Annotated in this window: 20 protein-coding genes; 7 read left to right on the top strand and 13 right to left on the bottom strand. The window is 62.4% G+C overall.

The genetic code is table 11. The annotated features are described in order from the left end of the window. Positions 1–86 precede the first annotated feature (86 nt). From AB9K34_RS16975 to AB9K34_RS16955, 5 genes are read left to right on the top strand one after another with little or no spacing between them, the layout of a single operon-like run. On the top strand, positions 87–1,430 hold the full coding sequence (locus AB9K34_RS16975) for an NAD(P)/FAD-dependent oxidoreductase (protein ID WP_369955619.1): 1,344 nt from the start codon (positions 87–89) through the stop codon (positions 1,428–1,430). Beyond that, positions 1,369–2,526, top strand: a complete 1,158-nt coding sequence (locus AB9K34_RS16970; RefSeq protein WP_369955618.1) for a class I SAM-dependent methyltransferase — start codon at positions 1,369–1,371, stop codon at positions 2,524–2,526. The genes AB9K34_RS16975 and AB9K34_RS16970 overlap by 62 nt, the downstream gene beginning before the upstream one ends. Further along, positions 2,519–3,013, top strand: a complete 495-nt coding sequence (locus AB9K34_RS16965; RefSeq protein ID WP_369955617.1) for a chalcone isomerase family protein — start codon at positions 2,519–2,521, stop codon at positions 3,011–3,013. The genes AB9K34_RS16970 and AB9K34_RS16965 overlap by 8 nt, the downstream gene beginning before the upstream one ends. Further along, positions 3,013–4,239, top strand: coding sequence for an MFS transporter (locus AB9K34_RS16960; RefSeq protein ID WP_369955652.1), 1,227 nt, complete (start codon positions 3,013–3,015; stop codon positions 4,237–4,239). The genes AB9K34_RS16965 and AB9K34_RS16960 overlap by 1 nt, the downstream gene beginning before the upstream one ends. After that, on the top strand, positions 4,236–4,790 hold the full coding sequence (locus AB9K34_RS16955) for a DUF3833 domain-containing protein (protein ID WP_369955616.1): 555 nt from the start codon (positions 4,236–4,238) through the stop codon (positions 4,788–4,790). The genes AB9K34_RS16960 and AB9K34_RS16955 overlap by 4 nt, the downstream gene beginning before the upstream one ends. Positions 4,791–4,872: 82 nt before the next feature. On the opposite strand, the gene lpdA is transcribed toward AB9K34_RS16955, so the two are convergent. Genes lpdA through AB9K34_RS16920 form a run of 7 tightly spaced genes read right to left on the bottom strand, consistent with a single transcriptional unit; the run spans position 4,873 to position 11,911 of the window. After that, on the bottom strand, positions 4,873–6,252 hold the full coding sequence (gene lpdA / locus AB9K34_RS16950) for a dihydrolipoyl dehydrogenase (RefSeq protein WP_369955615.1): 1,380 nt from the start codon (positions 6,250–6,252) through the stop codon (positions 4,873–4,875). A gap of 3 nt (positions 6,253–6,255) precedes the next feature. Further along, the gene (locus AB9K34_RS16945) at positions 6,256–7,521 is read right to left on the bottom strand and encodes a dihydrolipoamide acetyltransferase family protein (RefSeq protein WP_369955614.1); all 1,266 of its coding nucleotides are present in this window, start codon (positions 7,519–7,521) and stop codon (positions 6,256–6,258) included. Further along, complete coding sequence (locus AB9K34_RS16940; protein WP_369955613.1) at positions 7,522–8,535, bottom strand: alpha-ketoacid dehydrogenase subunit beta; 1,014 nt, start codon at positions 8,533–8,535, stop codon at positions 7,522–7,524. Between the two features lies 1 nt (position 8,536). Beyond that, positions 8,537–9,760, bottom strand: coding sequence for a thiamine pyrophosphate-dependent enzyme (locus AB9K34_RS16935; protein WP_369955612.1), 1,224 nt, complete (start codon positions 9,758–9,760; stop codon positions 8,537–8,539). Positions 9,761–9,762: 2 nt separating this feature from the next. Then, a complete protein-coding gene (locus AB9K34_RS16930; RefSeq protein ID WP_369955611.1) occupies positions 9,763–10,530 on the bottom strand; it encodes an SDR family NAD(P)-dependent oxidoreductase in 768 nt (255 codons plus the stop codon). Further along, on the bottom strand, positions 10,527–11,678 hold the full coding sequence (locus AB9K34_RS16925; RefSeq protein WP_369955610.1) for an acyl-CoA dehydrogenase family protein: 1,152 nt from the start codon (positions 11,676–11,678) through the stop codon (positions 10,527–10,529). Before AB9K34_RS16925 ends, AB9K34_RS16930 begins: the two co-directional genes overlap by 4 nt. Next, positions 11,663–11,911 (bottom strand): hypothetical protein, encoded by a 249-nt coding sequence (locus tag AB9K34_RS16920; RefSeq protein ID WP_369955609.1) that lies wholly within the window; start codon positions 11,909–11,911, stop codon positions 11,663–11,665. The genes AB9K34_RS16925 and AB9K34_RS16920 overlap by 16 nt, the downstream gene beginning before the upstream one ends. Before the next feature lie 132 nt (positions 11,912–12,043). On the opposite strand from AB9K34_RS16920, the gene AB9K34_RS16915 reads away from it, so the two are divergent. Beyond that, positions 12,044–12,505, top strand: coding sequence for an Lrp/AsnC family transcriptional regulator (locus AB9K34_RS16915; RefSeq protein WP_369955608.1), 462 nt, complete (start codon positions 12,044–12,046; stop codon positions 12,503–12,505). A gap of 44 nt (positions 12,506–12,549) precedes the next feature. On the opposite strand, the gene hisD is transcribed toward AB9K34_RS16915, so the two are convergent. From hisD to AB9K34_RS16890, 5 genes are all read right to left on the bottom strand, one after another. After that, positions 12,550–13,818 (bottom strand): histidinol dehydrogenase, encoded by a 1,269-nt coding sequence (gene hisD, locus AB9K34_RS16910; RefSeq protein ID WP_369955607.1) that lies wholly within the window; start codon positions 13,816–13,818, stop codon positions 12,550–12,552. Positions 13,819–13,822: 4 nt separating this feature from the next. Beyond that, complete coding sequence (locus tag AB9K34_RS16905) at positions 13,823–14,524, bottom strand: aspartate/glutamate racemase family protein (protein ID WP_369955606.1); 702 nt, start codon at positions 14,522–14,524, stop codon at positions 13,823–13,825. Then, positions 14,521–15,714, bottom strand: a complete 1,194-nt coding sequence (locus AB9K34_RS16900; protein WP_369955605.1) for a DegT/DnrJ/EryC1/StrS family aminotransferase — start codon at positions 15,712–15,714, stop codon at positions 14,521–14,523. Before AB9K34_RS16900 ends, AB9K34_RS16905 begins: the two co-directional genes overlap by 4 nt. 14 nt (positions 15,715–15,728) lie before the next feature. Further along, entirely contained in the window at positions 15,729–16,742 is a 1,014-nt protein-coding gene (locus AB9K34_RS16895) for a D-cysteine desulfhydrase (RefSeq protein ID WP_369955651.1), read from the bottom strand. A gap of 293 nt (positions 16,743–17,035) precedes the next feature. Continuing rightward, complete coding sequence (locus AB9K34_RS16890) at positions 17,036–19,471, bottom strand: FAD-dependent oxidoreductase (protein WP_369955604.1); 2,436 nt, start codon at positions 19,469–19,471, stop codon at positions 17,036–17,038. Between the two features lie 177 nt (positions 19,472–19,648). Here AB9K34_RS16890 and AB9K34_RS16885 point away from each other — a divergent pair, with 177 nt between their 5' ends. After that, the gene (locus tag AB9K34_RS16885) at positions 19,649–21,169 is read left to right on the top strand and encodes a trimethylamine methyltransferase family protein (protein WP_369955603.1); all 1,521 of its coding nucleotides are present in this window, start codon (positions 19,649–19,651) and stop codon (positions 21,167–21,169) included. A 2-nt stretch (positions 21,170–21,171) separates the two neighbouring features. On the opposite strand, the gene AB9K34_RS16880 is transcribed toward AB9K34_RS16885, so the two are convergent. Then, on the bottom strand, positions 21,172–22,146 hold the full coding sequence (locus AB9K34_RS16880; protein ID WP_369955602.1) for a LysR family transcriptional regulator: 975 nt from the start codon (positions 22,144–22,146) through the stop codon (positions 21,172–21,174). Positions 22,147–22,173: the final 27 nt, after the last annotated feature.

Below are 22,173 nucleotides of genomic sequence, written 5' to 3'. Positions count from 1 at the left end.
CACGTCGAATTTTCTTTGAAAAGCAAATGATCCGACCCGCCCGCTTGCACGTAACTGCTTCATAACGATTGAAAGATGAGGACAGAATGCTCGATCAGACCCTGGGTGCGCGCAAGAAGATTGCCATTGTCGGGGGGGGCATTTCCGGCCTGTCCGCCGCTTATTATCTGGCACCATACCACGACGTCACCCTGTACGAAGCGTCCGAACGGCTCGGAGGTCATGCGCGGACAGTGATCGCCGGGCGCAACGCCGATCAGCCCGTCGATACCGGCTTTATCGTGTTCAACTATGCGACCTATCCGAACCTGACCCGGCTGTTCCGCGATCTGGATGTTCCCGTGATCAAAAGCGAAATGAGCTTTGGCGCAAGTATCGACGACGGGCGCTTCGAATACGGTCTGACAAATCTCGGTGCGATCACGGCGCAGAAAAGCAACCTGTTGCGGCCACGGTATTACAAGATGATCGCCGATATCCTGCGTTTTGGAAAACAGGCAGTGGCGGCGGCGCAGAGCGATGACATGACCATTGGAGAGCTGGTTACCGAACTCGGACTGGGCGACAGTTTCCGCGAACATTACCTGATGCCTATGTGCGGCGCGATCTGGTCCACCCCGATCGAGGAGGTCGACCAGTTTCCCGCAAGATCGCTGGTGCAGTTCTTCAGGAATCATGCGCTGCTCGCCGGCTCGGCCGAACATCAATGGTGGACGGTCAGGGGCGGAAGCATCGAATATGTCAAACGTCTCGAAGCCGCATTGGTCGCGCGTGGTTGCCGCATTCGCAAGGGTACGGCGGTTCGCAATGTCCGGCGTGGCGAGGCAGGGGTTGAAATCGGAACCGAGGGGAGCGCGCCCGATCTTCATGACGAGTTGATCCTGACCTGCCATTCCGATCAATCGATGAGAATACTGGGCGATGGAGCAACGTCAGCAGAAGCGGACGCCCTGTCGCGCGTGCGTTATCAGACCAACCGCGCGGTTCTGCATCGCGACGCCAGCCAGATGCCGCGCCGCCGGGCCTGCTGGTCGAGCTGGAGTTATCACTCGCAAGCGGGAAAAATCGGCGTCACCTACTGGATGAACAGGTTGCAAGGCATTCCCGAGAGCGATCCGCTATTTGTCACGCTGAATCCCGCGCGCGAAATCCCCGGCGAGATGACTTATGACACCGTCGATTTCGAACACCCGGTATTCGACAAGGCGGCGCTTGCCGCGCAGCGCGATATTGCTGGTCTGCAGGGACAGAACCGAACCTGGTTTGCCGGTGCCTGGAACCGTCACGGATTTCACGAAGACGGAATTGCCAGCGCCATGCGGATCGTGCGCAGGCTGAATGACCCCCACCACCAGAAAGGAATGACCCATGCGCTTGACCAACAGGGCCTTGAAGGCGAACTTCCTGTCGACCTGCGCGCGTGTGCGTGAGGGGCAGCTTATCCTGCGGACACCCGAGGGCGAACGGTATCAGTTCGGCACGTCCGGACCGGAAGCGGAAATCACCATTCGGGATTGGGCGGCGGTATCGGCGATGGCAGCGCATGGCCAGGTGGGGCTGGGCGAGAGCTATGTTCAGGGGCTTTGGGATACGCCGTCGATCGAAGGCTTGTTGTCGCTCGTCATGCGCAACCGCGATCATCTTGCGGAGTATGACCATGCCGGATCGCTGAGCCGTGTCAGGTTCCGCATGGTCGATACGCTGCTGCGCGCCAATTCGCGCCGTGGCGCCCGCAGGAATATCCGGTCGCATTACGATGTCGGTAATGAATTCTACGGTCTCTGGCTGGACGAAGGCATGACATACTCCTCGGGCCTCTTCGGCGATTCCGAAACCGATCTTGGCCGGGCGCAGACCCGCAAGAACGCCCGCGCGCTGTCACGGTTGGGATCGGGGGAACGGGTTCTGGAAATCGGTTGCGGCTGGGGCGGGTTCGCCGAACAGGCCAGCGCCGAGGGGCGGAACGTGACCGGCATCACGATTTCGCCAAACCAGCACAGCTATGCCGACTCGCGTCTTGACGGTCGTGCCGACATCCAGTTGCGGGACTATCGCGATATCACCGGTACATATGACAACATTGTCTCGATCGAGATGATCGAGGCCGTGGGCGCACGCTACTGGCCCGGCTATTTCGCCACGCTCAAGCGCAGCCTTGCCGATGGCGGACGCGTGCTGTTGCAGGCGATCACCGTGCAGGACAGCTTTTTCGAACGCTACCGCACCTCGTCCGATTACATTCGCCAATATGTCTTTCCCGGCGGCATGCTGTTGTCCGACGGGGTGATCCGGCAGCAGGCAGGGGCAGCGGGGCTCAGGATAGAAGACAGCTTTGCTTTCGGGGCCGATTACGGCCGAACCTGCCGGATATGGGCCGATCGTCTGGTGACGCAGAAGGCCCGGATAACCGAGCAGGGTTTTGGCGAAGCGTTCTTTCGGAACTGGCGATATTACCTTGAGAGCTGCGCCGCGTCCTTTGCCATCGGGCACACGGATGTTGTTCAGGTCGAGCTGGCCCATGCTTAGGATCATCTGTCTCTGCGTCGCGATGCTTGCGCCGCTGTGCGCACAGGCATCCACCATCGCCAACAACCTGCCCGGTGCCGAGTTGCGCGGCGAGGCGGTGTTCCGGCTGTTCGGTTTTCCTCTTTACAGGGCGCGGCTTTACACCCAGGCGGGCGCACCGTTGGACTGGAACCGTGATTTCGCACTGGAATTGACCTATATGCGGAATCTCAGCCGCGACGATCTGACCAAATACACCCTCCGCGAACTTGAGCGGACCGGCGGCGCCTTGCCGGTGCGCCAGCAACTGGACCGGTGTTTCGCGGATGTGCAAAAGGGGGATCGGTTTGCCGCCGTATCAAAGGGGCAGGACCGGATCGGTTTCTGGCTGAACGGCCGGCGAACCTGTACGTTGCAGCATCCCCGGATCAAATCCCGCTTCATGGCGATCTTTCTGGGTGAAGACACCCGCTCACGCCGATTTACGCGCAAGCTCCGGGGCGAATGATGGTCTATCCGCGGGTCAGTCTCTATGCGCTGATGCTGGCCGCCGCCGGTATTCCGCTCTACATCCACCTGCCGCGCTTTGCTTCGGTGAATCTCGGTCTTGGGCTGGGTGCGATCGGGACCATCCTGTTGCTGATCCGCCTGGTCGATCTGGTGCAGGATCCGCTGATCGGGTGGGCCATCGACCGTTGGCCCAGGGCGCAGGTGGCGTTTGCCGTTGCGGCGGCGTTGGGGCTCGCCGTCGGGTTTCCGGCGCTTTTCACATTGCAGAGCGGTCCGGATGTGATGGTTCAGCTGATTGCGGTCCTGATCCTTTTGTTCTCGGCCTACAGCCTGGGAATGATCCTGCTATACGGGCGGAGCGCGACTCTGGCCAGCGACAGGACACCCGATGCCCTGATGACGCTCGCCGCCTATCGCGAGGGCGGTATGCTCGCTGGCGTGATCGTCGCCGCCATCGCGCCCACCGTCTTTGTGTCGATGGGCGCGGCCTCACAGGGTTATCCGGCATTCGGGGTGTTTCTTGGCGCGATCGCCCTGATCACGGCATTGGTGACGCTGCCGATCTGGCGTCGCCCGGTTGTGGCCGGTGATCGCCTGTCGCTCGCCGCTCTCGGAGACGCGGGGGGATTGCGGCTGCTGCTGCTCGCCCTTGTCAACAGTCTGCCGGTGGCGATCACTTCGACTCTGTTCCTGTTTTTCGTCGAAGATCGTCTTGGGCTGGTGGGCAGGGCGGGGCCGCTGCTGATCCTGTTCTTTTTCAGTGCCGGGCTGAGCGTGCCGCTCTGGACCCGTCTGAGCCAGCATCTGGGGCCGCGCACCACGCTGCTGATAGGCATGCCGCTCGCCATTCTCGGCTTTGTTGGCGCGGCGTTTCTCTCTGCTGGAAACCTGTTCGGCTTTGCCGTCATCTGCGTCATTTCCGGCGCCGCATTGGGCGCCGATCTGGTGATCCTCCCGGCGATGTTCTCGGTCGCGCTGACACGGGCCGGGCTGCGTGCATCGCAGGCGTTCGGCATCTGGTCCTTTGCGGGCAAGCTGGGGTTGGCGCTGGCCGCGTTTTCGGTGCTCCCGGTGCTCCAGAGCTATGGGTTCGAACCCGGTTCCGCCAACGATGCGGCGGCGTTGGGCGTGCTGAATATCTGTTACGCGGTGATACCCTGTATTCTGAAACTCGGCGCAATCGGGCTGGTCCTGGCGCTTCCGACAGAGGAACGACGTTCATGAAACTCCTGATTGCGTTGCTGGTGCTCGTGCTTGTGGTGATCGTGGTCAAGGCCATGTTCTTCAGTTTCCGCGCCCAGTCTCCTGCTGATTATGCAGAGACAACCCCGGCCTTCTCGCTCAAGACGCACCTGTCGGGACCGATCCTGTCCGAGGGGCTGATCTATGGGCCGGGCGGTCGTGTCACCAGCCGCTTTACGGCAAAGATGCATGGCATTTGGGACGGCGACACCGGCACATTGTCCGAAGAGTTCACCTATTCAACGGGTCGCAAGCAAAGCCGGAAATGGTATTTGACGCTTGGGCCTGGCGACACGTTCACCGCCACCGCCGACGACATCGTGGGCGAAGCAAAGGGCGTGGTGTCCGGGGCGACGTTGCGCATGGAGTACGAGATCATTCTCCCACAAGAGGCGGGTGGGCATACGTTGAAGGTGACCGACTGGCTTTACCTGACGCAGAACGGTGTGATCATGAACCGGTCCGAATTGCGAAAATTCGGGATCAAGGTCGCCGAATTGATGGCGACCATGCGTCCCGATCCCGGTCGGTAACCATCTGGTCCGGTGCAGACGGGGCAGGCTTTAGACCCACCTGCACCATCCATTGGCTACGACCGGTTGCTTCGCCGTAGTCTCAGATATGCAGCGCCTGTCCGAGTGATTTCAGGGCGGTTTCCTGCACGGTCTCTGACAATGTGGGGTGGGCGTGAACGGTCGCGGCGATATCGGTCAGCGTTGCACCCATTTCGATTGCCAGGGCGAACTCTCCGGACAATTCCGAAACCCCCGCACCCACGGCATGCAGGCCCAGGACCAGCTCGGTATCGGGATCGTGGACGACGCGGACGAATCCGTCATCACGTTCCATGGTCATCGCACGGCCATTGGCGGCGAACGGAAACATCGCGGTCTTTGAGCCCTCAACCTCACCGGGCAGAACGCCGACGGTGACGATTTCGGGGTCGGTAAAGCACACGGCAGGCACGGCGCGCTTGTCCCAGACCGAGGGATGCCCGGCTATATGCTCGGCAACGATTGCGCCCTGCGCCATCGCGCGATGGGCCAGCATCGGGTCGCCGGTAACGTCACCGATGGCATAGACACCGCGCATCGAGGTCGCACAATGATCGTTGATGGCCACAAAGGGGCCGTGCATCGTCAGGCCCAGATCGGCGAGGCCAAAGCCTTCCGTCACGGGCTTGCGTCCCACGGTCACGAGAATCTTGTCAGACGGAATTTCCAGTGCGCCATCCTGTGTCTCTGCGCGCAGGGCGCTGCCGTCTTCGGACAGTCCCCTGGCTTTGGCCGACAGGTGCACCGTGATGCCGAGCGCCCTGAGCCGGTTCAGAACCGGTTTGGTCAGTTCGACGTCATATTGCGGCAGGATGCGGTCTGCGGCCTCGATCACCGTGACGGTCGCGCCAAGCTTGGCCAGCGCGGTGCCGATCTCAAGCCCGATATATCCGCCGCCGACCACCGTGAGCTTTTGCGGAACCGTTTGCAGCTCCAGCGCCTCTGTCGATGAAATGACCGGTCCACCAAATGGCAGGAAGGGCAGTTCGAGCGGCCGCGATCCAGTGGCGATCACGAGGTTTTCGCAATGAATCCGCAGCAGTCCGTCGGCGGTGGCGACCTCGACGGTCTTGCCGTCGACAATCTGCGCCGTTCCGGACACATATCGCGCCCCGGCCTTTTTCAGCAGTCCGGCAACCCCGCCAGTCAGCCGCTTGACGATACCGTCCTTCCACGCAACCGTCTTTGCCATGTCGATCGTCGGTGCCGCCGTTGCGATGCCCAGATCGTTGTCGCTGGCGAAATGTGTCGCCCTGGCAAATTCGTCGGCGGCATGGATCAGCGCCTTGGACGGGATGCAGCCGACGTTCAGGCAGGTGCCACCGGGGTTTTCGCGCTCGACCACGACCGTGTCGATGCCAAGCTGCCCCGCGCGGATGCCGCAGACATATCCCCCCGGGCCCGCACCGATAATCAGCAGCTTGCAGGTTTCGGTTTTCACGGATCATTCCTCCATAAAGATCAGCGCCGGGGTTTCCAGCAGGGTCTTGATGCGCTGCACAAAGACGGCCGCATCCCACCCGTCGATCACGCGGTGATCGAAGCTGGCCGAGATGTTCATCATCTTGCGCGGCACGAACTGGCTGCCGTCCCACATCGGGCGGGTGGCCATCTTGTTCACGCCAAGGATGGCGACCTCGGGGTGGTTGATGATCGGCGTGGTGGCAAGTGCGCCAAGCGGGCCGAGCGAGGTGATGGTGATGGTCGACCCGGTCAATTCGTCGCGCGTGGCCTTGCCCGCGCGCGCGGCCTCGGACAGGCGGGAAATCTCGGCGGCGGTCTGAAACAGGCCAAGGCTTTCGACATGCCGCAGAACCGGCACGACCAGCCCGGCATCGGTCATTGTTGCCATTCCGATATTCACACCGGCATGGCGAACGACGATGCCGTCATCATCCATGTAATGGGCATTCATCTCGGGATGGTCGACAACGGCTTTGGACAGGGCCGCCGCGATGAAGGGCAGCACCGTGAGTTTCGGCTTGTCCCCGCGTCCCGCATTCATGCCGGCGCGCAGTTCTTCCAGCGAAGTCACATCGACCTCTTCGACCACGGTGATGTGCGGTATACGCGCATTGGCGAGCGCCATGCGTTCGGCGATCTTGCGGCGCATGCCGATGACCTTGATTTCCTCGGTTCCGGTCCGTGCGACGCGTCCGCCATGCCCTGCGGGCTGGGATGGCCGGGCAAAAAACTCGTCAAGATCCTGCTGGGTGATGCGCCCGGCAGGTCCCGAACCGTGGACCTGCCGCAGGTCGATGCCGCCCTTGCGCGCGCGGGCGCGCACCGAGGGTGAGGCCAGAGGCGGGGTGCCTTCGGCGCGCGGCGGAGCGGAACCGGTCGGGATGCGTGTCGGTTCCGGGGCGGGTGGTGGCGGCGGTGCATCCGGCGTGGGGGTCGGCTCCGGTTCCGGCTCGGATGTTTCGTCATCCTGATCGCTGGCCGCGCCGGGTTCGGCCACGGCCTCGGCATCGGTTTCGATGCGCACGAGATCGGAACCGACGGCCAGGATGTCGCCTATTTCGCCTGCGATCCATGTGATCTTGCCGCCGTAGAGCGAGGGGATCTCGACGGTGGCCTTGTCGGTCATGACGGCGGCGATCACGTCGTCTTCCTTGACGATGTCGCCGACCTTGACGTTCCACTCCGCCAGTTCGGCTTCGGTCACACCTTCGCCCACGTCAGGCAGCTTTACGGAAAGAATGTTCATTCAGTCCTCCATCGATGTCTGAAGGGCGCGGATCACGCGATCCGGACCCGGGAAATAATCCCATTCAGTGGCATGCGGATAGGGGGCGTCCCATCCTGTGACCCGTTGCAGCGGCGATTTCAGGTGCCAGAAACAGGCCTCCTGAAACTCGGCGATCAACTCGCCGCCAAAGCCGCTTGTGCGGGTCGCCTCGTGGACCACAACGCAGCGCCCGGTCTTTTCCACCGATGCCTTGATGGTCCCGAGATCCAGCGGCAATAGGCTGCGCAGGTCGATGATCTCGGCGTCGATGCCTGATTTGTCGGCGGCGGCTTCGGCGACGTAGACCATCGTGCCATAGGCAAGCACCGTGACATCCGACCCTTCGCGGCGGATATCCGCCTTGCCAAGGTCGATGCTGTAATGTCCCTCGGGGACATCACCCGCCGGGTGCTGGGCCCAGCCCACCGATTTGCCGGAATGATCGCCATAGAACGGGCCGTTATAAAGCCGCTTGGGTTCCAGAAAGATCACCGGGTCCGGGTCTTCGATGGCTGCGATGAGCAGGCCCTTGGCGTCGTACGGTGTCGAGGGGATCACCACCTTGAGACCGGCGACATGGGTAAACAGTGCCTCCGGGCTCTGGCTGTGGGTCTGGCCGCCGAAAATACCGCCGCCCGTCGGCATCCGCACCACCAGCGGGCAGGTGAACATCCCGTTCGAACGGTGCCGCAGGCGCGCGGCCTCTTGCGTGATCTGGTCATAGGCGGGATAGACGTAATCCGCGAACTGTACCTCGGCACAGGGGCGCATGCCCTGCGCGGCCATGCCGACCGCCATGCCGACGATGGCGCTTTCGTTGATGGGGGTGTCAAACACCCGGTTTTCGCCATGCTTGGCCTGAAGTCCGGCAGTACAGCGGAACACGCCGCCGAAATACCCGACATCCTCGCCAAACACCAAGACCTTCGGGTCCTGGCTCAGCATGACATCCATGGCGTCGCGCAACGCTTCGATCATTGTCATTCTTGGCATGTCAGTACCCCATCTCCTGACGTTGGCGGCGCAGGTGCTCGGGCATGTCCGCGTAAACTCCCTTGAATATCGTCGAAGGTGACGTGGGTTGCGGATTCACGAATGTCCCGTGTCTTTCGACCTCTTTCTGAACAGCGGTCACACCGTCCAGTATCTCGGCCTCGGTCTGCACGTGGCGGTCATCCGACCAGTCTCCGCGCAACACCAGATGGGTCTTGAGCCGTTCGATCGGGTCGCCCAGCGGCCAGGCCTTTGCCTCGTCCTTCGGGCGATAGGCTGACGGGTCATCCGAGGTGGAATGCGCGGCGACACGATAGGTGAACCATTCGATTGCCACCGGCCCGTGCCCGGCCCGCGTGCGCTCGACCGCCCATCTCGACACCGCCGCGACCGCGAGATAATCGTTCCCGTCGACCCGCATCGCCGGTATGCCATAGCCCCGTGCCCGCGCCGCATAGGTGCGCGAGCCGCCGGTGGCGACGCCGGTATATGTCGAGATCGCCCATTGATTGTTGACGATGTTCAGGATCACCGGGGGGCGATAGACCGAGGCGGTCAGCAACGCGGCGTGAAAATCGTTCGAGGCGGTCGCGCCGTCGCCGATCCATGCCGCGGCGATCTGCCCGTTGTCGCTCAGCGCATTGGCCATCGCCCAACCAACCGCCTGAATGTACTGGGTGCCCAGATTCCCGGAAATGCTGAAAAACCCGTGCTCGCGCGAGGAATGCATGATCGGCAGTTGCCGCCCTTCCAGCGGGTCGAGATCGTTGGAATAGAGCTGACCCATCAGGCTTTCGAGCGGATAATCCGCCGCGATGAGCAGGCTTTGCTGCCGATAGGTCGGAAAGTTCATGTCACCCGCGGCAAGCTGGCGCTGGAACCCGCACCCGATGGCTTCTTCGCCTGTGCATTGCAGGTAGAACGATGTCTTGCCCTGGCGCTGTGCATTCAGCATGCGCTTGTCCACTGCGCGCATTCGCAGCATGTCGCGCAGCCCCTGCAGCAGTGTCCCGGAGTCCAGATCGGCAATATAGTCGGCCCAGGGTCCGACGGCCTCGCCGTGTTCATTCAGCACCCGGATCAGGCCGTTGGCATAATCCCGGCTGTCGACGGCCGCGATGTCCAGCGGCGGAACATCGAGCGCGCCGGCAGGCGGAATATCGAGGGCTGAAAAATCCGGAGTTTCGTTGGGTCGCGCGGGCGGATGGGGAAAGTTGAGCTTCATGGTCATTTCGCCTGCATTCGGGTGGCGGCGTCCAGCCGGATGACGTCTCCGTTCAGCATGCCGTTCTCGGCGATATGCAGCGCGAGATCGGCGAACTCCTCGACCCGGCCCAGTCGCTGCGGGAATTCCGAGGTCCGGGCCAGCGCGTCCTGCACCTCTTGCGGAAAGGCGGTCACCATGGGTGTCGCAAAGATGCCCGGTGCGATGGCCATGACGCGGATACCGCTCTTGGCGAGATCCCGGGCCATCGGCAATGTCAGCCCGACGACCCCCGCCTTGGACGACGCATAGGCGAGCTGTCCCATCTGGCCTTCATACGCGGCAATCGAGGCGGTGTTTATGATGACTCCGCGCTCGCCGTCCGGGTTCAGCGGTTCTGCCGCCGACATGCCGAGCGCCGATTGCGTAGACACGTTGAACGTGCCGATCAGGTTGACGCCGACCACCTTGGCATAGAGCTTCGGATCATGTGCCGCGCCCCGCGATACGGTCTTGGCCGCCGGGGCGATGCCGGCGCAGTTGACACAGATGCGTTCCTGCCCCTGCTGTTCGCGCAACCGGACAAGCGCGGTGGTGACCGCGGCGGCATCTGCAATGTCGCATTCTGCAAAGCTCGCGCCGATCTCTGCCGCGAATGCGGCGCCGGCGTCGGCGTTCATGTCGAGAATGCCGACGGGCACGTTCCGACCGCGCAGGGCGGTGGCAACCGCCGCGCCCAGCCCCGAGGCCCCGCCCGTGATGATGGCGGGCGTGGTTTCGCCGATCTTCATTGCTGATACCTCCGTTTCAGTTCTCGTGAAATATTGATGCGCTGAACATCAGAGGTGCCTTCGTAAATCTGGCACACGCGCACGTCGCGATAGATGCGTTCAAGGGGGAATTCGGACAGGTACCCATAGCCGCCAAGGGTCTGGATTGCGTCCGATACCACCCGTTCCGCCATTTGGCTGGCGGTCAGCTTGGCAATCGACGCTTCGCGCAGGCAAGGCTGGCCAAGGTCCTTGAGCCGCGCGGCGTGCAGCACCAGTTGCCGCGCCGCCTCGATCTGGGCATCCATGTCGGCAAGGCGGAAGGCCACGGCCTGATGGTCGAAGATCGGCTTGCCAAAAGCGGTGCGTTCGAGGGCATAGGTGACCGCATGGTCCAGCGCCGATTGTGCCATGCCAACCGATTGCGACGCGATGCCGATACGCCCGGCTTCGAGCGAGGACAGGGCAATGGACAACCCCTGACCCTCTTCGCCAATCAGGGCCTCGTGATCGAGTTTCATGTCCTCGAAGGTCAGCGCACAGGTGTCCGATGCCTTCTGGCCCAGCTTCCGTTCCGGTTCGGCGACGATATATCCGGGCGTGCCCTGCTCAAAGTAAAAGGCGGAAATACCTTTCTTGCCTGCGTCGGGGTCGGTTACCGCAAAACCGATCGTGCCCCCACCGATCCGTGCCGAGGTAATGAACTGTTTCGAGCCGTTCAGCACATAGCCGTCATTGGTGCGTGTGGCGCGGGTCCTGATCGCTGCCGCGTCGGTTCCCGTGCTTGGTTCGGTCAGTGCGAAACATCCGATAAATGCCCCCTGCGCCGCCGGTCTCAGCCAGGCCTCCTGTTGCTCGGTGGAGGCATATTTCTGCAGGATCGCGCAGAACGGAGCGTTATGCACCGACATCATCGTGGACACCGCGCCATCACCCGCCGCAACCTCCATCAGGGCGAGGGCGTAGGACACATAATCGGCCCCGGCACCGCCCATCTCTTCGGGCACCGTCATGCCGAGAAAGCCGAGCTGGCCCATCTCGCTTATGATCCCGGACTCGATCTGGCCCGCCGCTTCGCGCTCTGCCGCGCGGGGCGTCAGTTTTTCCCGTGAAAACTGGCGAGCCATGTCTCGGATCATGGTCTGTTCTTCGGTCAGGGTTGCGGACATTGGATCACTCCCTTTTTAATCGTGACGGCGAGCGGCTCGTCGCCATTTACGTTCCTGCGGTCGTGATCGACGTCCAGCAGCGGGTCGTTCACGGCGTTGCCCGGCGCCCCGGCCCGGGCAGGGGCGCTGTGGATGGCAATTTCCCGCAACCCGGTTGCGGTCACGCTGCCAAATCCACCCTGCAAACCACCTGTCGGCATGTGTTTTGCACCGATGATAACACTCGCTGCCATCGGTCTCCTCCTAAATGTCTGAAACCTGCAGCCACTATCGCACGCCAGACGCGGCTAGGATTTCCAAAGCTGGACATATCCGATGAAGTTTTGCATTATTTTGTCGCCATTTATACAAATTGGGTCTGCATCATGCCTGATCTCGACGAAACCGACATGCGTATCCTTCGCGCATTGCAGGCTGACGGTAGCCGGACAGTCACGGAAATCGCCGAAAGGGTCGGTCTCTCGCAATCCCCCTGTTCGCGCAGGATCAATCACCTGCAGGAGCTCGGGGTGATCCGGGGCAAAAACGTCGATCTTGACCGGAGACAGCTCGGCTTCAACATGCTCGTGGTGGCACGGGTCAAGCTGAACAAGCATGATAGAAAGGCGCTGGAGGCGTTCAAGCGCGAAATCCGCGCCATTCCGGAGATCCAGTATGCGGTCCTGTTGCTGGGTGGGTTCGACTATCACCTGCACATTGTCGTGCGTGACATCGACCACTATCAGGCGCTCGTTCAGGACAAGTTGGTGACGATGCCGGGCGTTCAGGAGATGGAAAGCTCGGTCATATTGGATGTGGTCAAAAAGACCACGGCCCTGCCGATCTGACGCAACATTCATGCGCCGGGCCGGTCAGGGCGCCTTCTGGCGGATCAGGGGCGCAGGCGCAAATCGGCGGCGCGTGCGTGCCCTTCCATTCCCTCCATCCGGCTGATCCGCGCGGTGCGCAGGGCCAGTTCGTGGGACGCATCGGCGTTGCAGCGCTGCCAGGTCACGGTCTTGGTGAACTTGTGCACCGACAGCCCGCCGGTATACCGCGCCGCGCCGCTGGTGGGCAGCACGTGGTTCGGCCCCGAGGTCTTGTCGCCAAAGGCGACCGTTGTCTCCTTGCCCAGAAACAGCGAGCCATAGGCCGTCAGCCGCTTCAGCCACCAGTCGGGATCCTCGGCCAGAACCTGAAGATGTTCCGGCGCATAGCGATCCGCGACCTGTGCCGCTTCTTCGCGCGTGTCGCACAGGATTACTTCGGCGCGTTCGGCCCATGCGGTGCGCGCTGCGGAGGCATTGGGTTCGGGCAGGCTCGCTATCAGGTCCGGTACCCGGTCAAGCACGGCCCTGGCCAGCGCCCGGTCGGTGGTCACCAGCCAGACCGGGCTGTCCGTGCCGTGTTCCGCCTGGCTGACCAGATCCCAGGCGACGGTTTCTGCCGATGCCGTGCGATCGGCAATGACCAGGGAATCCGTCGGGCCGGCGAACATGTCGATCCCGACGCTGCCAAAAAGCATCCGCTTGGCCTCGGCCACATAACTGTTGCCGGGACCGACAAGAATATCCGCCGGCCTGCCGCCGAACAGACCCTGCGCCATGGCGGCGATCCCCTGCACGCCGCCAAGGTTCAGGATCAGGTCGGCGCCGCACAGGTTCATCGCGAACACGATAGCGTCAGGTATTCCGGTGTCTGGCCGCGTGGGCGATACGGCCGTAATATGCTTTACCCCCGCGACCTTGGCCGTGGTGATCGTCATCAGCGCGCTGGCGATATGGCTGTAGCGACCGCCGGGCACATAGCAGCCGGCACTGGAGACCGGAATTTGCTTTTGACCTGCGATCAGGCCCGGCATGACTTCGATTTCACACTCGCCAAGCGTCGCCTTCTGCGCTTCGGCAAAGCGGCGGATATTGGCCTGCGCAAAGCGGATGTCGTCCTTGAGCCCTTCGGGGACGCGCGCGCAGGCGGCCGCGCGCGCGGCGTCGGACAGCACGATATCGCCGCTCCATCCGTCGAGTTTCTGTGCGTAATCCCGCACCGCCGCCTCGCCCTCGCGTTCGATATTGGCCAGCATGATGGCCACGATGTCACGGATATCCTGGTTTTCCACAGACGGTCGGGGGTCGGCGGATTTAAGATAGGTGATGGCCATGGTGTCAACTCGGTTGTGTCAGCGTGTGGTGATGAATGGCGTCGGCCAGCACATCGATCGTGTCGATGACGGGAACCCCGGCGGACAGTGCAGGGGTCAGCAGCGAGAATTCCGAGCACGCCACGAGCAGCATCCTGGCCCCTGCGCCGACCAGTTCATGCGCCGCGTCGGCCAGCACCTGCTGCGCTTGCACGGTTGCGCCATTTGCCTTGATCGACCGGATCGCGCCAAGCATCCGGTCGGCATTTTCGGGCCAGAGCGGGGCAAGGTCTGCCCGTTCAAGCGCGCCGTCAAACACGCCGGCAAGCCGGACCGCAGGCGAGGCAAGAATGCCGATCCTGTCGCCGGCTGCGGCGATTCTGGCGGCCCGCTCCACAGCAATCTCGACCATGTTCAAAAGCGGAATGGACACCGCTGCCGAGATTTGCGGCGCATAATGATGCGCGGTGTTGCAGGGCATCGCCAGCGCCGTTGCCCCGGCGGTCTGCAACCGCTGCGCCATTTCCACGAGAACCGGCACCGGGTCGGGTCCGGTGCCCTCGATCAGATGCGCGATGCGCGACGGCACCTGGGGGTTCATGTCGATCAGCAGCGGCAGGTGATCGGCGTCGTCCGTGGCACGGACAGTCGACAGGAGGCGCTGCTGAAGCAGGATCGTCGCCTCTGGCCCCATGCCGCCGAGTATACCGACAACCTTGCGCGTCACTGGCCGACCTCGCTGACCGCCTCGCCGATCAGTTCGCCGATCAGCGTGCAATCCGCTTCGGAAAAGCTCAGCGGCAGGCGCATGTCGAACAGGGTTGCCATGATGCGGTCTGTCTCGGGCAGGTCCTGCTGTTTCATATATCGCCAGCTGTGATGCGACGAGGTGAAGCCCACGGGCTCTCTGGCGCCAAACCACTTCAATTCGACCCCGCGCCCGGCCGCCGCCGCGATCACAGCGCGGCATTGGTCGGCGGTGAAGTCCGGCAGGCGGAACTGGATCGAGGACCCTACGTGAACCTCCTCGGCGGGCACCGCGATCGTGGCGATCCGGTTATGTGGCTTGAGCGCGCGCTCTACCGCGTCGTACCGGGTGTTCCATCGCTCGATATTGGCGTCGAGGGTCGCGAGTTGCGGGCGCAGGATCGCGGCGCGCAGGGCGTCCATTCGTGCGGAACAATTGGGCATTTCATAGCGTGGCCGGTCGAACTCTTCGCGCGCCGGACCCGCCCCGTGACGTTCATAGAGCATGTAGCTGCCCGACAGGATCGTCGCGCGGGCGGCGAGGTCGGGATCGTCGGTTGTCAAAAAGCCGCCTTCGCCCGAATTCAGGTGTTTGTAGGTCTGCGTCGAAAAGCAGGCGACCTTGCCGAAATTGCCCGAGCGCTTGCCGTTCCATGAAGCGCCCATCGTGTGCGCGCAATCCTCGATAACCGCGACCCCGGCGGCATCGCAGATGCTCATGAGTCGTTCCATGTCGCAAAGGTGCCCGCGCATGTGCGACAGCAGCATTGTCCGCGCGCCCGACTGCGTGATCTTGCGGCCAAGGTCATCGAGATCGAGACGCAGGTTCTCGTCGATTTCGACGAGAACCGACTGTGCGCCGACCGCCTGAATAGCGCCGGGGACCGGGGCGAGCGTGAATCCGTTGGTCAGAACCGCGTCGCCGGGCGCAACGCCGCAGGCGCGCAATGCAATCTGCAGGGCCTGCCCCCCCGAGGTGAGCGCAAGGCAATAGGCGCTGCCTTGCCAATCGCGGTATTCTGCTTCGAGCGACGCCACCTCGCCGGTTTCGCCGGCGGCGAGGTTGTATCGGTGCAGACGCCCCGATTGCAGAACAGCCACCGCAGCGTCGATGGCTTCTGCCGGGATCGGTTCCTGCTGGGTGAACGAGCGGGTAAACCTGCGTGTCACGACGCGATACCTTTCTAGAGTTCGACCCAGCGGTCGGCGTTGTCAAAGGCGAAATCATATCCGCCAAGTGCCGCAGCCCCGCCAGTGTGCAGGAACACGATGCGCTGGTCCTTGAATTCGCCCTTGCGGGCAAGGTCGATGAGGCCCGCAGCGCCCTTGGCGGAATAGCATGGGTCAAGCAGGATGCCTTCGAGTTCGGCGAACATGCGGATGGCTTCGATGCCGCTGTCGGTGGGCAGGCCATAGCCGTCGCCGACATAATCGGTATTGGCCATCACGTCCTCGCGCTTGACCACGTCGTCACAGCCCAGTTTCTGCGCCGTGCGGCAGGCCAGGTCGTAGACCATCTGCTCTTGTTTGGGCTGCGGCGCACGGGTGCCGATGCCCAGAACCGGGATTTGCGCATTCATCGCACAAAGGCCCGTGACAAGCCCCGCCTGCGTGCCGGACGATCCTGTCGCGTGGACCAGCCGGTCGATGACCAGACCGGCATCGTTCGCCTGTGACACCAGTTCAAACGCGCAGTTCACATATCCCAACGCGCCGGTCGGGTTCGATCCGCCGCCGGGGATGACATAGACATTGCGGCCTTCGGCGCGCTTTTTCTCGGCGGCACGCTCCATTTCGCCGGGCATGTCGTGTCCGCCGGGGAATTTCTGGGTCGTTGCCCCGTGCAGGTGATCCAGCAAGACGTTGCCGTTGTGGTTGTAGTTCGCGTTGTTATATCCGGTGCGATCCTCAAGCAGGATGTGGCAGTCAAGGCCCAGCTTGGCCGCATAGGCCGCCGTCTGGCGGCCGTGATTGGTCTGGGTCGCGCCCTGGGTCATCACCATGTCGGCGCCTTGTTCAAGCGCCTCGCCCATCAGGAACTCCAGCTTGCGGGTCTTGTTGCCACCGGTCGACATGCCGGTGCAATCGTCGCGCTTGATCCAGATTTCAACGCCCAGTTCCCTGGACAGGCGTTTCATCGGCTCCAGCGGGGTGGGAAGATGTGCGAGGCGAACGCGAGGAAAACGGGAAAGATGCATCTTGAGGTCCTTGTGACTAAAGATCGTTGCGCGCGTCATGCGCCATTGCCGGGCGGCGGGTCCGGTATTTTGTGGCAGAGATACCGAATTCCCACATGAAAATCTTGGAAAAACTTGGGGTGCGGACAAAGGTGATTGCGAGCGCCCGAAGCGCGGTCTTTCGGTGTGGAGTTGCCGCGCGACGGAAAGAACGTCGCCGGGGTAGGATCGATGAAACAGGGCCCTCGGTGGGGTCGCCCCGCGTGAGCCCCGTTTCAACGAGGGCTGTGACAGAATTGCACTCGACCAACCGCTTATGCCCGCATCAGCGCGTGTTGCGGATCGTAGGGGGATGGCTCGATCACCTCGGCCCCGATCAGATCACCGCACAGGTCGAGCTGCATCGTGCGGCCCGCCTCTGCCAGTTCGGGCGCGACAAAGGCATAGGCCAGGTTCATACCGACGCGATGGCCCCAGTCGCCCGAGGTGATGGTGCCGACAACCTTGTCGCCCTGCATCAGCGAGGCGCCGCCGCGCGCCGGGGCGTGCGTGGTATCGATCCTGAGCGTCACGAGCTTCCGGCGTGGCCCGTGCGCGTGCCGCTTTTGCAGCGCGTCCTTGCCGATGAAATCGGCCTTGTCCAACCTGACGAAGCGGTCCAGCCCGGTTTCGAACGGATCGAACTCGGTCAGGAGGTCGGCCTTCCAGTGCAGGAACCCCTTTTCCATGCGCATCGATTCCACCGCACGCGCGCCAAAGAGCTTGAGACCATGCGCCTCGCCCGCCTTGCGCAGGGCCAGATATGCGGCATAGAGCGCGGCGTTGGGAACGTGGATTTCATAGGCCAGTTCGCCCGAGAAGCTGACACCCATCACGGTCGCGGGAGCGAAACCGACGAAGCATTCGCGCACGCTCAGCCAGGGAAAGGCCTCTCTTGACCAGTCACCCCGTGCCGCCGCGGACAGCACGTCGCGCGCCCTGGGGCCGGCCAGAACCAGAATGGTCTGGTCGTTGGTCAGTGATTTGATCTGAACATCCTCGTCCGGGCGGATATGGGCGGTCAGCCAGTCCATGTCATGATATTCGCTGGCCGCCGCCGACCCGTACCACACGCGTTCCGGTCCGCGGTCGCTGGCAGGCAGGTTGGCAACGGTCGCTTCGCCCTTGACCATTCCGTGATGGTTCAGCAGATATCCCAGCCCGACGCGACCCGCGCGTTTGGTGACATTGCCGCAGAACATGCGATCAAGGAAGATATGACGGTCTGCGCCGGTGATCTCGAACCGGTTGAACCCGTTGACTTCGCACAGACCGACGTTGTCCTGCACATTCCTGACCTCGGCGGCGACCGCGCCGAACGCCTCGTCAAAGTTGAAGGACAGCGTCGGGTGGAAATCGGCGGATGGCTTGATGTAGTCGACCCGCTCCCAACCGTTGACCACGGTGAACTCGGCCCCTTCGGCGGCCATGATCGGGGTCAGCGGCGTGGTCTTTGCCGGTCGGCCCGCCGGCCGGTGCTCGTGAGGAAAGTGAAAGCGGAACTCGTTCTGGTAATCCTCGATTGCCTTGAGTGCGGTCAGTTCCACATTTGCGTGGCCGGTAAAGCGGCGCGGATCGATGCACCAGGTGTCGTATTGCGCCTCGCCATGCACGATCTGTTGCGCCAGCAGCCAGCCGTGGCCACCGCCTTCGCCCAGCCCTGCGCGCAACCCGATGATGCAGAACGCATTGCGCTTGCCGGGAATCGGACCGACCAGCGGCGCGCCGTCGATCGTATAGGTGATCGGGCCGTTCACGATCGAGCGGATGCCGGTTTCCTCGAGCACGGGCATGCGTTCGAACGCGCCGGCCAGAACGTCCATGACGCGCTCCAGGTCATCGGGGCAAAGCGCGTTGACGAAATTCGGATCGATCCCGTCCATGCCCCATGTCTTGCAGTTCTGCTCGTAGAAACCGACCAGCAAACCGCCCTTTTCCTGACGGCTGTAATAGTCGCTGATCGGGCAGCGCAGCAGTGGCATCCGATGCCCTGCCTCGGCGATGGCGGGGATGTCTTCGGTCAGGAAATACTGGTGCTCCATCGACGAAACGGGGTGATGTACACCCATCATCGCACCGACTTCGTTCACGCGGTACCCGCAGGCATTGACCACGATGTCGCAATCGATGTCACCCTTTTCGGTGTGCACGGTCCAGGTGTCGTCCCGGTGCTGGGTCAGCGCGGTCACCGGGGTTTCGCGATAAACTTCGGCGCCGGCCTTGCGGGCATGATAGGCGAGCGCCTGGCACAGCTGCGCCGGGTCGATGTCGCCATCCAGCGGATCCCACAACCCGCCCAGCAGGTTCGTCGTCGAAATCAGCGGGTGCCGGCGGGCGCATTCCTCGGCGTCGATCACTTCGAAATTCACCCCCATACCGCGCGCCATGGATGCGAAATGCCGGTAGCCCTGCATCTGTTGTGGCGTGTTGGCAAGGCGGATACCGCCATCGGCGTGATGATAGTTGATCGGATATTCGGGGTTCTCGGACAATTCCTTGTAGAGGTTGATCGAATGGGTCTTGAGGCCCACCATGGTCTGGTTCATGCCGAAGTTGGTGACCTGCGCCGCCGAATGCCAGGTGGTGCCGCTGGTCAGTTCGTTGCGTTCGACGAGAACCACATCGGTCCATCCTTCCCGGGTGAGGTGATAGAGGGTCGAGCAGCCGGCAATGCCGCCGCCGATAACAACAACCCTGGTCCGCGATTTCATGGCGCCTCCGAATGCAAGTTGCGCATAAATGGCACCGGGAGGCACAGGCGATGCAAATTGTTCACCAAAACTTCGAGAATATGAAAATCTATTTGCGATAATTTGCGAAATTTGACGGCGGGTTTGCGGGGAACCTCTCCAAGTGTCTTGAATTCAAGGCAAAATGGGAGGAGCGCGATGTCTGTGGTGCGTGGTCGGAGAACAGGAAGACGGGAGAGAATGGCTCTGCGCGCCGCCAAGCCCACGCGGGACCCCTGCCCGCCCGGTCAGGTCGGTGGCAGTTACAAGCCGCTCTCCGACGCCGAGTTGCGCCGCATCTATGACACCGCGCTCGACCTGCTCGAAAAACTGGGCATGGGAGAGGTACCGGCGCGCCTGCGCGAGGACCTGATCGCGGTGGGCGCGGTGGATGACGGGGCGGGGCGGGTGCTGTTTCCGGCTGCACTTGTCGAGAGCGCGGTGGATCAGGCCGCCAAGACGTTTGTTCTGCACGGGCGCGATCCCGATCGCTCGATCGAGGTGGGCGGCAACCGGGTCTATTTCGGCACGGGCGGCGCAGCTGTACAGACTCTGGACATGGAGAGCGGGCTGTATCGGCCGGCGACGCTGAAGGATCTGCATGATTTCACGCGGCTGCAGGACACGCTGGCCAATGTCAGCTGGTTTACCCGCTGCTGTGTGGCGACGGACGTGCCGGACAACTTCGATCTTGACGTGAATACAGCCTACGCATTGCTCAGGCACACAACCAAGCCGACTGCGACCTCGTTCACGCTGGCCAGCCACGTCGCGCCGATCGTGCGGATGCTCGATATTGCGGCGGGGGGCGAAGGCGAGTTTTCCAGACGACCCTTCATGAAAGCTCATATCAGTCCGGTGATCTCGCCCATGAGGTATGGTGAGGACGCAGTTGACGTGGTCTATGAATGCATCCGGCACAATATCCCGATTTCCTGCATCACCGCAGCACAGGCGGGGGCGACGGCGCCGGCAACACTGGCCGGGTTTCTCGCGCAATCGCTGGCAGAGACACTTGCCAGCCTTGTCATGGTCCACGCGATCCAGCCGGGGTTTCCAATGGTATTCTCGAACTGGCCGCTGGTGATTGACCTGCGCTCGGGTGCCTTTTCGGGCGGCGGCGGCGAGACCGCAGTGCTCAACGCGGCGTCGGCGCAATTGTCGAACTGGCTGGGGCTGCCATCGGGGATTGCCTGTTCCATGACCGATGCCAAGGCGATTGACGCGCAATACGGAATGGAAAAAGGCATAACCTCGATGGCGGCGGCATTGGCGGGCGGTAATCTGATTTATGAAAGCTCGGGTATGACTGCATCGCTTTTGGGGGCGAGCTTCGAGGCCTTCCTGCTGGATGATGAGATGCACTCCAACACCTATCGTGCGCTGCGGGGCATCGAGGTGACGGATGAAACCCTGGCATTCGAGGCGATCCGCGACACGGTTCTGGGGCCAGGACATTTTCTCGGTGCGCAGGCAACTTACGCGGCGATGGAGCGGGACTATTTCTATCCCGTGATCGCGGATCGGGATGAACCCCGGACCTGGGCCGAAAAAGGGGCGCAGGACGCCTGGTCGCGCGCTCGCGCGCGGGCGCGTGCGATCTTGCGCGATCATTGGCCCGACTACCTTGCGCCGGATCGCGACAGGGATATTCGCTCTGCCTTCAATATTATTCTCTGAGGTCAGTTGATCAGCTTGAAACTATCCCCGAGCCACGGGTTGGCCTTGTGTATTGGCAACAGCGCGTGATCTCGGATCAGGCTACGCATCTTGCCATCGACGAGTTCGATGACCGAGCGCGAACAATCCGGCGTCGCGACGATCGCCAGCGTCCTGGAAAAGCTCTTGCCGGGAAACCGATGCATGCGAAGCCGGGGATGAAATCGCTTGGCGCGCGAAAACAGCAAGGGGGTGGTGATTGTCCACCCCGCACCGGCGGCGACCATTGCCATCAGCGTCTGATTGTTGCTGCATTCGAACTTGTGTGATGTGGCGACCCCCAATCGGCGCAGCTGACTTTCGATCTGGCGGGCAATCATCAGATTGCTGGAAAAATGCAGGAAGGGCAGCTTGGTGCGGTTTTCGACGATGTCGCCGAGGGACTGTTCCTCGATCAGGGGCAGGACCACGATAAAGGGGTCGCGCAACAGCGGGCGGTCTTGCAGCGCGCCCAGCCGCTCGCCCGGCGCCGCTGCGATTCCCAGGTCGAGTTGGCGGTTGCGGAGCATGTCGATAATCGTGTGGCTGGACTCGGTCTGGTACATGAAATCGCAGGCCGGCATGTAGGAGGACAGGAACACCGCAAGCTCGGGCACGATGTCGCTGTCGAAATCCTCGATTGTGCCGATACGCAGATAGCTGGCCTCGGTCAGACTTCCGGCCGATGCCTCGGCCTTGGCCTTGCGAATGGCAAAGAGGGCACCGTCGATATTTCGCAGGAATGCTGCGCCCTTCGGGGTCAGCACCATGGGGCGCCGCGCATGGTTGAAGAGATCGACGCCCAGATGATCTTCGAGATTGCGAAGATGGTGCGAAACGGTGCTCACGGTCAGCCCGGTTTCCCGCGCCGCAGCCTGAAGCGATCCCTTCTGGGCGCAGATCTGGAACAGCTCGAGCGACTTGAGGCTCAGGTCCTTGGCGGCGGCTTGTCGTGGCATGGGATCTACCGGGATCGTTGCATATTC

It is taken from the genome of Sedimentitalea sp. XS_ASV28, assembly GCF_041224545.1.
Lineage (GTDB): Bacteria > Pseudomonadota > Alphaproteobacteria > Rhodobacterales > Rhodobacteraceae > Sedimentitalea.
Note: the sequence above shows the minus strand (reverse complement) of the source record. Positions and strands in the feature narration are given on the sequence as shown.

Coding starts and splice junctions, on each gene's coding strand:
- AB9K34_RS16915 (WP_369955608.1), top strand. CDS start 12,044: ATGCCTGATCTCGACGAAACCGACATGCGTATCCTTCGCGCATTGCAG.
- AB9K34_RS16970 (WP_369955618.1), top strand. CDS start 1,369: ATGCGCTTGACCAACAGGGCCTTGAAGGCGAACTTCCTGTCGACCTGC.
- AB9K34_RS16945 (WP_369955614.1), bottom strand. CDS start 7,521: ATGAACATTCTTTCCGTAAAGCTGCCTGACGTGGGCGAAGGTGTGACC.
- AB9K34_RS16975 (WP_369955619.1), top strand. CDS start 87: ATGCTCGATCAGACCCTGGGTGCGCGCAAGAAGATTGCCATTGTCGGG.
- AB9K34_RS16895 (WP_369955651.1), bottom strand. CDS start 16,742: ATGCATCTTTCCCGTTTTCCTCGCGTTCGCCTCGCACATCTTCCCACC.
- AB9K34_RS16920 (WP_369955609.1), bottom strand. CDS start 11,911: ATGGCAGCGAGTGTTATCATCGGTGCAAAACACATGCCGACAGGTGGT.
- AB9K34_RS16935 (WP_369955612.1), bottom strand. CDS start 9,760: ATGAAGCTCAACTTTCCCCATCCGCCCGCGCGACCCAACGAAACTCCG.
- hisD (WP_369955607.1), bottom strand. CDS start 13,818: ATGGCCATCACCTATCTTAAATCCGCCGACCCCCGACCGTCTGTGGAA.
- AB9K34_RS16890 (WP_369955604.1), bottom strand. CDS start 19,471: ATGAAATCGCGGACCAGGGTTGTTGTTATCGGCGGCGGCATTGCCGGC.
- AB9K34_RS16955 (WP_369955616.1), top strand. CDS start 4,236: ATGAAACTCCTGATTGCGTTGCTGGTGCTCGTGCTTGTGGTGATCGTG.
- AB9K34_RS16880 (WP_369955602.1), bottom strand. CDS start 22,146: ATGCCACGACAAGCCGCCGCCAAGGACCTGAGCCTCAAGTCGCTCGAG.
- AB9K34_RS16930 (WP_369955611.1), bottom strand. CDS start 10,530: ATGAAGATCGGCGAAACCACGCCCGCCATCATCACGGGCGGGGCCTCG.
- AB9K34_RS16885 (WP_369955603.1), top strand. CDS start 19,649: ATGTCTGTGGTGCGTGGTCGGAGAACAGGAAGACGGGAGAGAATGGCT.
- AB9K34_RS16965 (WP_369955617.1), top strand. CDS start 2,519: ATGCTTAGGATCATCTGTCTCTGCGTCGCGATGCTTGCGCCGCTGTGC.
- AB9K34_RS16925 (WP_369955610.1), bottom strand. CDS start 11,678: ATGTCCGCAACCCTGACCGAAGAACAGACCATGATCCGAGACATGGCT.
- AB9K34_RS16940 (WP_369955613.1), bottom strand. CDS start 8,535: ATGCCAAGAATGACAATGATCGAAGCGTTGCGCGACGCCATGGATGTC.
- AB9K34_RS16960 (WP_369955652.1), top strand. CDS start 3,013: ATGGTCTATCCGCGGGTCAGTCTCTATGCGCTGATGCTGGCCGCCGCC.